The following is a 13,262-nucleotide window of genomic DNA, read 5'->3' as shown; positions in this document are numbered from 1 at the left end:
ATGTATGATAAATCCGACCCCCGCGCGCAGCTGAGCCCAGCTGCAAAAGCCGGCAAACCCCCCACCGGGCTGGTGGCCGAGCATCAGATCGCCACCTTTTATGACAGCGCGCCGCAGATCGAGGATGCCAGTGGCAAGACATGGCTGCTGCGCGGCAAGAATTTCATCATCGCCTATTCCGAACTGGTGCCCGGCGCGCGGCTGTCGCGGGCAGATCAGCCGGATGAATATGTGCTGCTGTTGCCCGAAGGCGGCGCGGCTGTGAGTTTTGCGGGCACAACCACGCAAATCGCGGGCAATTCGATTGCCTTTCTGCCCCCCGGTGAGACCGAGATCACCTCGGATCAGGGCGGTGTGCTGATCCGCATGTTCACCTCAAAGGCCGCGGATTTGCTAGCCCAATGCGCCAATGCCGGGGCGTATCAGCGCCCGCGCAGCCATATGCCGGAGTTTCAGCCCCTGCCCACGCCGCCGGACGGGCATCGCGTGCGGCATTACACGCTGGATGTGCCCGCCAAAGAGGGCCGGTTTGGGCGTCTTTTTCGCTGCACAACCTTTATGCTGAATATCATCTACCCCTATCAGGGCCCGCGGGACACCACCAAGATGTCGCCGCATACCCATGACGATTTTGAGCAATGTTCGCTCTTGCTTGAGGGGGCGTATATGCATCACCTCAGATGGCCCTGGACGACCGATCTTTCTGATTGGAAAGAGGATGTGCATCTGAAAGTGGACGGGCCGTCTGCGCTGGTCATTCCGCCGCCCGTCATCCACACCAGCCGGGCCATCGGGGCAGGGCGCAATCAGCTTGTGGATGTGTTCTGCCCGCCGCGCGCCGATTTTAACGCCAAGCCAGGCTGGGTGCTGAATGCGGCGGATTATCCTTTGCCAGACTAAGGCAGCGGCGCGCCGATCACGCGGTCGGCCTCGTTGATGAAATACGCCGGCAGGCTAAGGTTCAGCTTGGCTGCATTGGTCAGGTTCAGCTCCATCGGGGCCTTGAGCCCGCGATCAAACGGCAAGCTGGCCACCGGCGTGCCCTGCAGGATCTGGTCAATCATACCCGCGACACTGTCCCAGCCTTTGGCGGCCGGATTGGACACCCGCACCAGCGCGCCGGCCTGCAAGATCGACATTTGGTTGCAACTGGCCGGGATGCCGTGGCTGAGTAGGCACGCGCCGATGGCTTTGCCGTTTCGGTTCAGCATTTCATGCGGCCCAACCACAATGCCCCGCGCCCCGCCGGCGATGAGGGTTTCCAATGTGGGCAGGATCTCGGCTTCTGCGGCGACCTTGCCGTGGTGCAGCGTGAGGCCCAGCAACTCTGCCGCCTGGGCAATCTCGGGCAGCGCATGGCGGGCCGGGCCATAGGTCGGATCATAAAAATAGCCGATATCACTGAGCGTCGGATCGGCGATTTTCAGCGCCCTGACCTTGGCGAGATTATGGTAGGGATCATAGGTAAAGCCGGTGAAATTGCCGCCCGGCTGCAGGTAGCTTTCTGCCAGCCCTTCCTGTAGCGGATAGGACGACCAGCACACCACCGGCGTCTGCGTGGTTTCGGTGGCGATTTTTGCGGCTTTGTTGGCGTTGGAAATAAACGAGCAGATGACATCGACGCCCGCGTCCACCATGGCCTGCGCCAGCGCCACGGTGCGCTCAAAGTCCCGGCCGCCATAGGCCTCGTGAAAGGTGACATTTTCGCCGTCGTGATAGCCATATCTTGCCAGCGTCTGCCGGACACGCTGCACCGCGCTGGTATCAAAGAACGGATCGTTTTCGTGAACGTAGTGCAGCAGCCCGATTTTGTGCCTCTTCATCGCGCTTTGTCCTCTCTTTGAATGGTCCAGATCCGGCGCGCGCGCCGCCCCCGAAACTTGGCTAGGAAGTTGGTTCGTCGCTCCGGGGTGTTCCCAGGGTTGCGGACAGCCGCTTGAGATCGGTGGTGATTTCACTGGCGGCGCGCTGCAGGTGGGGGACGATCTCGTCAGCGGCGCTCTTGGAGGAGTCATAGGCGCTTCGGAAATAGGTCATGCCGAGGCTGGCGGCCACCTCCCCCTCCGGGTCATATATCGGCACCCCAATGGTATCGGAATTCTTCGGCTCCACATGATCGAGCCGCGTGGCATATCCGGCGCGGCGAATGGACTCGACCAGATGGGCAAGCTGACTGGGCTCGCGGGCCATCTGGGCCTCTGGATCATCAGAACCGGCGAGCAGCCGCAGAATAAAGGCGCGCCGTTCGTCGGAGGCAAAGGCAAAATAGGCCAGCCCCAGGCCGCGCGTTAAGATCGGCAGCTTGCGCCCGACCGAGCTGTGGAAGGGCGAGATTGTGCTATTGGGAATGGTGGAAAAGCGGATGGTGACTTCGGTGCCGTCCAGCAGGGCAATCGCCACCGGCCATTTGTGCCGGCGTGTCAGGGCCACCGCCCAGGAGCGCCCGGCCTCGACAACCATCGGATCTTTCCAATAGCCGCTGGAGAGCGCCGCAACCTGCGCCGTGATCTGATACCCCCCCAGCCGCGAGTCGCCGTCAACCAGGCCAAGCTCTTCAAATGTTTGCAGAATTCGCACAATGGTCGGCTTGGGCAGCTGGGTTGCCGCATGCAGCTGCCGCACCGTTGTGATGGGCCGCCGGTTCAACTCGGCAAGGACGTTTATCGCCCGCTCAATGGCCCGAATACCCATGATGCACTGTTCCCCTTTGTCTGGTCCGCGCGTCCGGACCGTTTTGTCTGGCGAAACAACCTGATCTAAACATTGTCCAAATTGCCCGTCAAGCGGATGGTCAGCACAAAGGTCACAGCGACCATGCGCCCGCCAGGTTGATTGGAGAAAAGATGGGAAGCGAAGAAAACCGTAGCAAAGTCAGAGACCTGATCGCCGCAATTGACGACAGCCGTGTCGATGCGCTCATGCAGGGGGCCTTTGATCTGCATGTCCACTCCGGCCCCTCGATCATGGCGCGCCAGATCGACCATTTCCAGGCGGTAGAGCAAGCGGCGGCCGCGGGCATGAAGGGCATCCTGTTCAAGGACCACCACTATTCCGTGTCCCCCATTATCCCGATTATGGAGCGCCTTCTGGGCGATCTTGATGTGGCGATGTATGGCGGCTTGGTGCTCAATAATTCGACCGGCGGGTTTAACCCGCATGTGGTGGACTCGGTGCTCAAGCACGGCGCGAAAATCATCTGGATGCCCACCGCGCATTCGGCAAACCATATTCGGTCCAACTTCCGCAAATCGCGGCTGGCCTCCAACGTGGCCCTCAAAGAGCCCAAGATGCTGTCGGTTGTCGATGATCGTGGCGGCATCATCGATCCGGTGAAGGAGATCCTCGACAGCATTGCGGAATTTGATGCCATCCTGTCCTCGGGGCATCTGCATGTGTGGGAAATCTGGAAATTGTTCGAAGAGGCGAAATCCCGCGGGGTCAATCGCCTGATCGTCAACCATCCGATGTATGGGCTGCATTTCACCTATGACGACATCAAAGAGATCGCAGAAACTTTTGAAGCGCTGATCGAACAATCGGCATGTCTTTATATCGACAGCCGGTTCAACGTCTATGAACCCGAGCTGCTGGCCGAACATATCCGGGCCGCCGGTGTCGCGCATTCGTCGATCGGATCGGACCTGGGTCAGGTCGACAACCCCACGCCCGTCGAAGGTATGCGCCAGGCCATCAAACTGTGCCTTGCGCTCGGCTTCTCGGAGGATGAGGTCCGCATCATGGTGCGTGACAATCCTGCGAAATTGGTCGGCGCCTCGGTGGAATGACCGCCGCGCCGAAAGCCAGACCCTATGCCCCACACTGACAGCTGGACATCCCCATGGCAAACGCAATGACAGTCGTAGAATTCGAAGGCACCGGCGGCCCGGAGGTGCTCAGGCATGCGACGCGCCCGGTGCCAGAGTGCGGCGCGCATGATGTCGTGATCGAAGTGATCGCAGCGGCGGTCAATCGCCCGGACATTCAGCAACGCCGCGGGCTTTATCCGCCGCCCGCCGGCGCATCCGATCTGCCGGGGCTCGACGTGGCGGGTATTGTTGTGCAGGCCGGGCAGGATGTGGACACCCCCAAGGTGGGCGATGCGGTCTGCGCCTTGGCGAACGGCGGCGGATATGCCGAATATTGCGCCGTGCCCGCGCAGCAATGCATGCCGATCCCCCAGGGGTTTACCTATGCGCAGGCGGCCTCGCTGCCCGAGGTTTTCTTTACCGCCTGGAACAATGTGATGCTGCTGGGCCGTCTGGCACCAGGGGAAACATTGCTGGTGCAAGGCGGCACCAGCGGGGTTGGCATGGCGGCCATTCAGATGGCCATCGCGCTCCGGCAGGCCCGGGTTTTTGCCACGGCGGGCACCGAAGAAAAGCGCCAGATCTGCCGCGATTTCGGGGCGATCGAAGCCTTTGATTACCGCGCGGACTGGGATGCGCAGCTGCGCGCGCAACTGGGCGGGCAGGGGGTGGATGTGGTTCTGGACGGGCAGGCCGGGCCTTACACGCAAAAGCAGCTGGATCTGCTGGCCTATGACGGCCGGGTGGTTCTGATCGCCAGCCATCTTGGGGCCGAGGCCAATATCAACCTCAGACAGTTGGTGCGGCGCAGGCAAACGCTCTGCGGCTCCACGCTGCGCCCCCGAAGTGCCGATTACAAAGGGGCCATTGCCACCGCACTGGTCCGCGACATCTGGCCTTTGCTTGAGGCGGGCAAAATCAAAACGCGGCTGCATGAAACCGTCGCCTTTGACGACGTGCAATATGCCCATCGGATCCTCGATGAGAACCTGCAGATCGGCAAGGTCGTTCTCGCTGTCGACAGCGCGCGGGTCGAAACTGCGCCGCGCCCCTGAGCGGCGGCCCGTTCCGCAGCGCGAAACGGGCTGAAGAAGTGCTGTCCTGAGCGCGCGGGGCGCCCTTAGCGTTCATGTGGGACGGCGGCGGCGCAAGTTGCGGCCGCTTCGCTGAAACGCTGATCCCTGTTCGGAGGGGCGAGAATGGAAAGCTGGGCAATCGTGGCGGTCTGCGTCGGACTGGGGTGTTTGATCATCGCCAGCCTCTATGCCGTTGCCCGGCACCGCACCCACGCCGCACCGCCCGCCAAAGAGACGTCAGACGAAGAGAGCTTTGTTCCATTCTGGTTTTGACGGCCCCGAAGGTGCAGGCTGAGGACGAGAGCCTGAGAGGGTCAGATCAACGATCCGTTTTCTCATAATCAACATTATGTTGTTTTTAGGGGCGAATGCCGAGCGCCTTCAGTCTGATCTCCATCGCGGCGTGGGACACGTCGCAGAGATCTGCGAGTTCCGTGACATTGTCGCGGGCGGGGTCATACCTTGCTCGCAATATCCCGGCAGGCATCAGGAGATCGGCAGCAAATTTGTTGGCCTGCACTTCATGCGACGGGGCAAGCGGCCCATAGGGATTGTCGCGCCCGCTATCTGAGAACAACCGATCCAAGTGCTTTTTCCCGTCGAGCAGATCACGATGCAACAAGTAATGGCCCAGCTCGTGCGCTGCAGTGAACCGCTTGCGCTGCGGACCCTCGGTGGCATTGACGGTAACGGTGCAGAATGGATCTTCGTAGTGGATGCGTCCGGATTGGCCCGGCGCCATTGGTTCCTCTACATAGTCGATGCTCAGAGCGTCAAAGATTCCAATCACGTCAACCGGCAGACGGGACGCAAAGTCGTTGACCACTGACATTTCATCAATCATTGTCGCCCTCCCTATCCAGCGCCTGCATCATATCCTGAGTGCTATCGCTTGTGTCGGTTGTACCACCTTTTTGCTCTAGGTGTTTCATATATTCTGCGACCGTACGCCTCACAAGAGGGGGCGCGACATCTGCGATCTCGCGCTTGGCAACCCCTTCAGCAACGCGCGCGGCCTCTTCCTCCGCGCGGCTCATGGCGGCGCTTCGGATGAGGAAAAATCCGCTGACTGCGATCACGGCGAGAAAAATCTCGAGCACGGTGAGGGAAATCGACAGGCTGTCCATCTTTGGCAATTGGCCTGAGACATTCCAAAGCAGAGCGATCAAGAAGAGATTGAGCATGCCCAACCCACACGCGATGAGTAACCAGCAATTTTCAGCTTTGCTGAACCATGACCTGTCTTGTTTTTCCGGCATTTGCCCTCAATTTTGGCTGCTGCGAGACGGGATCTTAGGTTTGTAACTTGCCCCGACAATCCTTTCGACAGACCTAACACACCCCCAGTGCGGTGATCTCTGCGGCGGCTTGGCTGAGGCAGGCGCGGGCGCGGCTTTGCAGGGCGGCGTCAAACCGGCTCAGCATGCCAAAGGCGGACAGCGACAGGATCATCCGGCCCTGCGCATCAAACACCGGCACGGCGCAGGCCCCGATATTCTCTTCGTTTTCGCCGCTATTGGTGGCGCATTTTTGCGTAGCGATGCTGTCCAGCTCGGCGTCAAAGGTCGCAGCGTCGGTGATGGTGCGCGCGCTGTGGGGCACCAGCGCCAATTCTGCCAGATGGGCGGCGCGGGCGCGCGGCGCGGCAAAGGCCAGCCAGAGTTTGCCCTGCGCGCTGGCGTGCATCGGCAGGGTGGTGCCCACTTTGATATTCACCGAAATTGGCCGGGACGAGGACGCAACAGCCAGGCACTGCGGCCCCAGATCGGTAAAGCGGCAGGCCATCACCGATTCATTTAAGGTGCGTGCTGCCTGCTCGATGATCGGCTGCACCAAGGTGCCCAGTTGCAGCGATTGGTCGGCAATCCGCCCCAGATCGCGCATTTTCTGACTGAGGCAATAGCGTCCGCGCTGAAAGCTGATCAGCACCCCGGCCTCAACCAGCGTTGTCAGAAACCGATGCGCCGTGGCCGCGTTCATGGCCAGTTCAGAGGTGACAATCGCGGCGGTGATTTCAGGGCGCTCGGCGGTGAAAAGATCAAGGATCGCGACCCCTTTCAACAGGGATCCATTCAGGGGGGTGCTCATGGCGGAACCCTTCGGTCGGTGTTTGTCATTGACAAGGATAGGCAATTCTTTGCATTATTCAAGATATAAATCTCATTATTTGAGATAGCTGTATTTCACAATCACAGCGACATGCGAGGGAGGCACCATGTCCGAGACTTTCACCACTGCGCCAAGCGTGACCGCAGGAGGCGCATTTTTTGGCAAGCTCAAGGCCCTGGGCGTTGACTATGTCTTTGCCAATTCAGGTACGGATTTCCCGCCCATCATCGAAGGGTTCGTGGAGGCGACGCAGAAAAAGATCCCCCTGCCCGACCCGATCATCTGCCCGCATGAAAACGTCGCGATGGGCATGGCGCATGGCTATTATCAGCTGTCCGGCAAATTGCAGGCAGTGATGCTGCACACCAATGTGGGGCTGTCCAATGGGGCCACCGGGGCGATCAACGCCTGGTGTGATCAGATCCCGATGATCCTGATGTCTGGCCGCACCCCGGTGACGGAGCAGGCGCGCTTTGGCGCGCGCACGGTGCCCATTGGCTGGGGGCAGGAAATGTTCGACCAGACGGCCCTGGTGCGCGAATGCACCAAATGGGACTATGAGCTGCGCTTTCCCGAGCAGGTGGCCGAGCTGTTTGACCGCGCCTGGGCAATCGCCAATTCCACCCCCAAGGGGCCGGTTTATCTGTCCCTGCCGCGCGAGGTGCTTTGCGAGCAGACGCCGCTGAAGGGGCTGGATCAGCCCTCGGCCATGGCCCCGGTGATGGCCGCGCCGGAGCCTGCGGCGCTCAAGCAGGCGGCGGCGCTTTTAGCGGGGGCGAAAAACCCGGTGATCATCGCGCAGCGCGGCGCGGGCAGCGCCGAAGCCTTTGCTGCCCTGTCAGAATTTGTCGACCACTGGGCCCTGCCGCTGTCGCATTACTGGGCCAATCAGATCGCCATTCCGATGTCCCATCCGATGCATATCGGCTGGTCGCCCAACCGCTATCTGGAAGAGGCGGATGTGGTTCTGGTGTTAAATTCGCTCGCCCCTTGGATGCCCGATGCCGTGACCCTGCGGCCGGATGCCAAGGTGATCCAGCTGGGCCCGGACCCGCTGTTTGCCCGCACGCCGGTGCGCAATTTCCCGGCGCAGATCAGCCTGCTCGGTGAAACCGCCCCGACGCTTCTGGCGTTGATTGACGCGGTGAATGCCCAGCCACACGACGCAGCACACATCGCGGCGCGACGCGCGCGGGTGCAGGATGACGCCGCCGCCGACCGCGCCAAAGTTGTGGCCGCGGCCAAACGCGGCAGCGGCAGCCCGATGCAGAAAGACTGGGTCAGCCATTGCCTGGGCGCGGCGCTCAAGGGGCGCAAGGCCACCGTGTTTCACGAGCTGGGCTGCCCGCTGCCTGCTTTGGAACTGGACGCGCATCAAAGCTATTTCCAAGAGCCGCATGCCGGCGGGTTGGGCTGGGGCCTGCCAGCGGCGCTGGGGGCGCAGTTGGCCGATCGCGACCGGCTGGTGGTCGCGACCATGGGCGATGGCTCTTATATGTTTGCCAATCCGACCGCCTGTCATCAGGTCGCCGAGGCCTATGAACTGCCGGTGATTGTGCTGGTGCTCAACAACGAAGAATGGGGCGCGGTGCGCCATTCGGTGGAAGGGCTTTATAAAGGCGGGCAAGCGGCGCAGTCCAATGAGGTGCCGCTGACCTCGCTGCGGCCCAGCCCGGATTTCACCCGCACCGCCGCGGCCAGCCGCGCCTATACCGAAACCGTCAGCGATGGGGCGGATCTGCCCGATGCGTTGGCGCGGGCGATTGATGTGGCCACGCGGGAAAAACGTCAGGTGCTGCTGAATATCGCCATTGCGCGCACATCGCCGCACTAACGGGGCCGCCCCGCGGCGGCGGGGGGCAACAGATCATCGTGCCAGCGGCACGGTGCAACAGGGAGGGAAGGATGACTGATGTGTCTGTCACAATGCCAGACGCCAAGCCCCAGGAGGATTTCGGGGCCTTGGCGCGGCAGCTCTTTGGCAATATCCGGCAAAAGTTTTTGCAGGGCGACCGCAGCGGCGCCGTGCATATGTCCAGCGTGCCGGTGGGCGACTGCCAACTGACGATGATCAACGCTCCGGCGCCGCATGTGGTGATTGCCACCAAGGCGGTGCAAAGCAGTTTTGATCCCGACAGCATCAAGGTTCTGGTGCAGAAATCCGGGGTCTCGCGGTTTCATCACAACGGGCAGCGCTTCAAGCTTGGCCCCAATGCGGCGGTGATTTACGACCCGACGTTTCAATATTCGCTGGTCAATTACACGCCGGTGGATCAGGTGGTGTTGCAACTGCCCCGGCATCTGCTGGATGACCGCCAGCTGCGGCGGATTGCGGCGCCGATCTTCATGCCGGGCCATGGGTCCGAGTTTTCCAACACGCTGGCCAGCTTCATCTCCACCTCATCTACCACGGTGATGCAGCTGCCCCCGGCCCTGCGCAGCAGTCTGGGGGAGTCGCTGGCCACCTTTGCACAGGGCATCATCGGCGAGGCATTTCGCAGCGACATGGTGGCCAGCCTGCAAAGCGGATCTTTGATGCTGCTGCGCGAACGGGCCAAGGCCTATGTCGCCAAGCACCTGCAGGACCCGGATCTGACGGTGGAGGCGATAGCGCAGCGCATGGGCTGCTCGACCCGCTATCTGCACAAGGCGTTTGAAAGCGAATGCACGACGCTGCACCGCTATATCTGGGATCGTCGGCTGGAGTACAGCCACAGTCAGATCTTGTCTGACCGGGGCGGTACGATGACCATTTCCGAGATTGCCTTTCGCAGCGGTTTCAACTCCAGCCCGCATTTCAGCCGGGCGTTCAAACAGCGCTATGCGCTGACCCCCAATGAGGTGCGCGCCGGGCTGGCGCAGGCTCAGCCGGTCGCCAGATAGGCCGAATGTAGAATGCTGCTGTCGGCCAGCAGCTCTTTTGACGTGCCGGAAAACACCACGCGGCCGCGCTCCATCACATGGGCGTGCTCTGCAATCTTCAGCGCCAAAGTGGTGAATTGCTCGATCAGCAGGATGCCCATGCCCTCATTGGCCAGCTCTTGCAGGGTTTCCGCAAGGCGGCTGACGATGGTGGGCGCAAGGCCAAGCGAAAGCTCATCCACCAGCATGAATTTCGGCGCGCTGATCAGCGCCTGACCGATCAGCACCATCTGTTTCTGCCCGCCCGAGAGCGCCCCGGCCGGAATGGGCAGGCGGCTGCTGAGTTCGGGGAAAAGCGCCAAGACCCGATCCACGGCGGCATTGATGTGTTTGGCCGGCAGATGGCTGCCCGCGACGCGCAAATTGTCCAGCACGCTGAGCGTGGACAGAACATTATGCCCCTCAGGCACCAGCGCGACGCCCCTGCGCCGGATCGCATCCGCAGACAGGCCACTGATGGGCGTACCCTCCAGCAGCACCTGACCGGATTTGAGCGGGATCGCCCCCGCCGCCGCCAGAACCGTGCTGGATTTGCCCGCGCCATTCGCGCCGATCAGCGCGGTGATCTCGCCGGGCAGGAAGGACATTGAAATGTCATGCAGCACCGGCTTGCCGCCGCGCTCCACATAGAGGTTTTGAATGTCCAAGGCGGTCTGATCACTCATACGTCCACTCCCAGATAGGCGCGTTTCACGATGTCTTCGGCCAGCACGTCAGCGGTGGGGCCATAGGTCAGGAATTGGCCAAAATCCAGCACCAGCGTTTTGGAACACGTCGCTAGGATCAATTCGACGTCGTGGTCGATCAGAAGGATCTGCGGGCCAAATTCATCGGGGATCGCCAAAAGCGTTTCGCGCAGGGTTTCCCCTTCGGATTCGGTCATGCCCGCCCCCGGCTCGTCAAACAGCAAAAGGCGCGGCGCGCCGACAAGGCCGCGCGCGATTTCCAGCATGCGGCGCTGATAGAGGTTCAGCTCGGCACCCATGCGGTGCGCCTCGCGGTCCAGCCCGACGAAATGCAGCGCTTTGGAGACCTGCCGCCGGGCCTCGGCGCGGGCGACGCCAAGATGATCGAGCAGCGCCAGCACATTGTCATAGACACTCAGGTCCTCGACCACCTGTTCGGTCTGAAAACTGCGGCGCAGCCCCAGATCGACCCGCCGCACCGGGCTGAGCGACAGCAGGTCGGTGCCATCCACATCCACCCGCCCCGCCTTGGGGGTGATAAAGCCCGAGAGCACATTCAGCAGCGTGGTCTTACCCGCACCATTGGGGCCGATCAGCCCGCAGATCTTGGCATCCAGTTCGACGTTGAGATCGTCCAGCGGTTTGACCGCGCCAAATTGCACCGTCAGGTTTTCTATTCGGATCATCAGCTGTCCTCCTGCCGCGTCGCCTGCCTTGGCGGGGTTTTGCGGCCCAACAGCGCTTTTATGCGTGTGATCAGCCCGGAGATCTGCCCGGCAATGCCGCGCGGCGCGGTGATGATCGCATGCAAAAGCGCGGTGCCGTAAAAGACGATGGCGGCATAGCCGTTGATTTCAAAATCGGTCAGCAGGCTGGGCACGGCGCGCAGCAGCAGCCCGGCGATCAGCGCGCCATACCAATTGTAAACCCCGGCCACGACGCTGAGCGCAAAGAGCGACAGCGATTCAGAGGCGGCAAAGGCGCGCCCATCCAGCTGCCCGACGCTGCCTGCCAGCAGCGCGCCCCCGACCCCGGCCAGAAACCCAGCAAAGGCAAAGGCGATGATCTTATAGACGAGAAGGTTGACCCCAGCGCTCATCGCGGCGCGGTCATCCTTGCGGATCATGGCCCAGGCGCGCCCCGGTTTGGCCAGGCGCAGCCATTCTGCGGCCATAAAGCCCAGTGTGGCCCAGGCGGCGCAATAGATCAGATAGCGGGTGCTGTTCTGCGCCACGACGGGGCGCTCTAGCATCAGGCGCTGGATCGCATCGGCGCGCCCCAGCCAGCCCTGCCCGCCATCGGGAAAGCCGGTGGCCGAGATGACAACTTGATAGGCTCCGGCCAGCATCAGCGTGACCAGCGCCAGATAAAGCCCTTTGAGTTTCAGCGCAGGCGCGCCCCAGACCACACCGACCGCCGCGGCGACCACGCCGGCGAGCAGCACGTTCAACTCAAACGGCAACCCGGTGCCATGGCCCAGCCGCAGCATCGTCCAGCCGCCGACGCCGATCAGCGCAAACTGGCAGAGCGACACCAGCCCCAGCAGCCCATACAGCACGCCGATACCGCGTGCCGCGAGGGCAATGGCCAGCGCCGAGGTTAGGGTTGAAATCCAATAGGCATTGGCAGTGAAGGCGGCGATCAGCGTGAGGATCAGCATCACCACAGGAATTTCCCAGAGCGTGCGATAGCGGCCCGGCAGGATGATCAGCGCATCCGAAATTTTGGGTGGGGTCATGATCCGGACTTTCTAGGCAAAGAGGCAAGCGCCGCGGTGACAAGGATGGCCAGCAGCGCAATGGCAAAGGGGCTGACCGTGCGAAACGGCGCGATGGCGGGAAAGACGATCAGCATGGCTTCGGTGATGCCGATGGCCAACCCGGCGATCCCGGTCCAGAGCAGCGATTGCATGCCGCCCAGCAGCGCCGCCGCAATCGCGGGCACCACCAGAAAGGTCAGCTGCGCTGCCTTCAGGCCAATCAGATTGGCCAGCAACAGGCCGGTGACACCGGCGAAGACTCCGGCAATCATCCAGGCCAGAAATTCTACCCGCAGGACCGGCACGCCGAGAATGGCGCTTTGGTCGCGGTCATCTGACAGCGCGCGCATGTTCAGACCCAGCCGGGTGCGGCTGATCAAGAGGCTCAGCCCGATGATGGTGCCGCCCGCGACGGCCAGGGCAATGAGGCGCGTATAGGTCAGGCGCGCCCCAAAGAGCGAGATGGCCATACGGTCGGTCGGATATTGGATGCGGCGCGGGATTTCCCCCCAGATCAGCCCCATGACGCCCAGCACGATCAGGGCAAAGCCCAAGGTACCGACCGAGCGGATCACCGTTTCTCGATAGGCCAGCATCGGCGCGATCACGCGCCCATAGGCGCAGGACAGCAGCACCGAGGCCCCAATGCCCGCCAGCGCGGCCAGAACCAGCGGCACGTTCAGCGCCAGACATTCAAAGGTCACAAATGCGCCAAAGGCCCCAATGGCCCCAAAGGCGAAATTCAACACGCCAGAGGTGCGGTAAAGTAAAACCAGCCCCACGCCGGAAAGTGCATAGACAGCACCAATTCCGAGGCCGGACACGATAAATGGAAGCCAGTTCACGGCAGTCTCCTGTCTCGCTATTTGGGGCGGCCCGCCGAGGCGCGCCACCCCTGGGGAGG

At 61.9% G+C, this 13,262-nt stretch carries 15 protein-coding genes; 6 read left to right on the top strand and 9 right to left on the bottom strand.

Translation table 11 applies throughout. From position 1 onward, the window contains the following. Window positions 1-900: a hypothetical protein gene (locus tag N6L24_RS13720; protein WP_271845266.1), complete on the top strand. Its 900-nt coding sequence runs from the start codon at window positions 1-3 to the stop codon at window positions 898-900. Here the strand turns inward: N6L24_RS13720 and N6L24_RS13715 are convergent. Both N6L24_RS13715 and N6L24_RS13710 read right to left on the bottom strand, forming a co-directional pair. After that, window positions 897-1,823: an ABC transporter substrate binding protein gene (locus tag N6L24_RS13715; protein WP_271845265.1), complete on the bottom strand. Its 927-nt coding sequence runs from the start codon at window positions 1,821-1,823 to the stop codon at window positions 897-899. The genes N6L24_RS13720 and N6L24_RS13715 overlap by 4 nt on opposite strands. Window positions 1,824-1,884: 61 nt before the next feature. After that, the gene (locus tag N6L24_RS13710; RefSeq protein WP_271845264.1) at window positions 1,885-2,691 is read right to left on the bottom strand and encodes an IclR family transcriptional regulator domain-containing protein; all 807 of its coding nucleotides are present in this window, start codon (window positions 2,689-2,691) and stop codon (window positions 1,885-1,887) included. Between the two features lie 152 nt (window positions 2,692-2,843). Between N6L24_RS13710 and N6L24_RS13705 the strand changes: the two genes are divergently transcribed. From N6L24_RS13705 to N6L24_RS13695, 3 genes are all read left to right on the top strand, one after another. Continuing rightward, window positions 2,844-3,785: a DUF6282 family protein gene (locus tag N6L24_RS13705; protein WP_271845263.1), complete on the top strand. Its 942-nt coding sequence runs from the start codon at window positions 2,844-2,846 to the stop codon at window positions 3,783-3,785. Window positions 3,786-3,850: 65 nt separating this feature from the next. Then, on the top strand, window positions 3,851-4,861 hold the full coding sequence (locus tag N6L24_RS13700; RefSeq protein WP_271845262.1) for an NAD(P)H-quinone oxidoreductase: 1,011 nt from the start codon (window positions 3,851-3,853) through the stop codon (window positions 4,859-4,861). Window positions 4,862-5,005: 144 nt separating this feature from the next. After that, window positions 5,006-5,155: a hypothetical protein gene (locus N6L24_RS13695; protein WP_271845261.1), complete on the top strand. Its 150-nt coding sequence runs from the start codon at window positions 5,006-5,008 to the stop codon at window positions 5,153-5,155. Window positions 5,156-5,240: 85 nt separating this feature from the next. Here N6L24_RS13695 and N6L24_RS13690 read toward each other — a convergent pair whose 3' ends face one another. The 3 genes from N6L24_RS13690 to N6L24_RS13680 form a co-directional block, all read right to left on the bottom strand. Continuing rightward, window positions 5,241-5,726, bottom strand: a complete 486-nt coding sequence (locus tag N6L24_RS13690) for an ImmA/IrrE family metallo-endopeptidase (RefSeq protein ID WP_271845260.1) — start codon at window positions 5,724-5,726, stop codon at window positions 5,241-5,243. Continuing rightward, entirely contained in the window at window positions 5,719-6,141 is a 423-nt protein-coding gene (locus N6L24_RS13685; RefSeq protein ID WP_271845259.1) for a hypothetical protein, read from the bottom strand. The genes N6L24_RS13690 and N6L24_RS13685 overlap by 8 nt, the downstream gene beginning before the upstream one ends. A gap of 73 nt (window positions 6,142-6,214) precedes the next feature. Continuing rightward, window positions 6,215-6,970, bottom strand: coding sequence for an IclR family transcriptional regulator (locus N6L24_RS13680; protein WP_271845258.1), 756 nt, complete (start codon window positions 6,968-6,970; stop codon window positions 6,215-6,217). A gap of 127 nt (window positions 6,971-7,097) precedes the next feature. Here N6L24_RS13680 and N6L24_RS13675 point away from each other — a divergent pair, with 127 nt between their 5' ends. Both N6L24_RS13675 and N6L24_RS13670 read left to right on the top strand, forming a co-directional pair. Then, window positions 7,098-8,825, top strand: a complete 1,728-nt coding sequence (locus N6L24_RS13675; protein WP_271845257.1) for a thiamine pyrophosphate-requiring protein — start codon at window positions 7,098-7,100, stop codon at window positions 8,823-8,825. Between the two features lie 71 nt (window positions 8,826-8,896). Beyond that, complete coding sequence (locus N6L24_RS13670) at window positions 8,897-9,874, top strand: helix-turn-helix domain-containing protein (protein WP_271845256.1); 978 nt, start codon at window positions 8,897-8,899, stop codon at window positions 9,872-9,874. Here N6L24_RS13670 and N6L24_RS13665 read toward each other — a convergent pair. Genes N6L24_RS13665 through N6L24_RS13650 form a run of 4 tightly spaced genes read right to left on the bottom strand, consistent with a single transcriptional unit; the run spans window position 9,856 to window position 13,203 of the window. Continuing rightward, the gene (locus tag N6L24_RS13665) at window positions 9,856-10,578 is read right to left on the bottom strand and encodes an ABC transporter ATP-binding protein (RefSeq protein ID WP_271845255.1); all 723 of its coding nucleotides are present in this window, start codon (window positions 10,576-10,578) and stop codon (window positions 9,856-9,858) included. The genes N6L24_RS13670 and N6L24_RS13665 overlap by 19 nt on opposite strands. After that, a complete protein-coding gene (locus N6L24_RS13660; RefSeq protein ID WP_271845254.1) occupies window positions 10,575-11,285 on the bottom strand; it encodes an ABC transporter ATP-binding protein in 711 nt (236 codons plus the stop codon). The genes N6L24_RS13665 and N6L24_RS13660 overlap by 4 nt, the downstream gene beginning before the upstream one ends. Beyond that, entirely contained in the window at window positions 11,285-12,337 is a 1,053-nt protein-coding gene (locus N6L24_RS13655; RefSeq protein ID WP_271845253.1) for a branched-chain amino acid ABC transporter permease, read from the bottom strand. The genes N6L24_RS13660 and N6L24_RS13655 overlap by 1 nt, the downstream gene beginning before the upstream one ends. Further along, complete coding sequence (locus tag N6L24_RS13650) at window positions 12,334-13,203, bottom strand: branched-chain amino acid ABC transporter permease (protein WP_271845252.1); 870 nt, start codon at window positions 13,201-13,203, stop codon at window positions 12,334-12,336. The genes N6L24_RS13655 and N6L24_RS13650 overlap by 4 nt, the downstream gene beginning before the upstream one ends. Window positions 13,204-13,262: the final 59 nt, after the last annotated feature.

It is taken from the genome of Cognatishimia sp. SS12 (genome assembly GCF_028369055.1).
In the GTDB taxonomy this organism is placed as follows: Bacteria; Pseudomonadota; Alphaproteobacteria; order Rhodobacterales; family Rhodobacteraceae; genus Cognatishimia.
The sequence above is the reverse complement of the archived record's forward strand: the minus strand, read 5'-3'. Positions and strand labels throughout refer to the sequence as shown.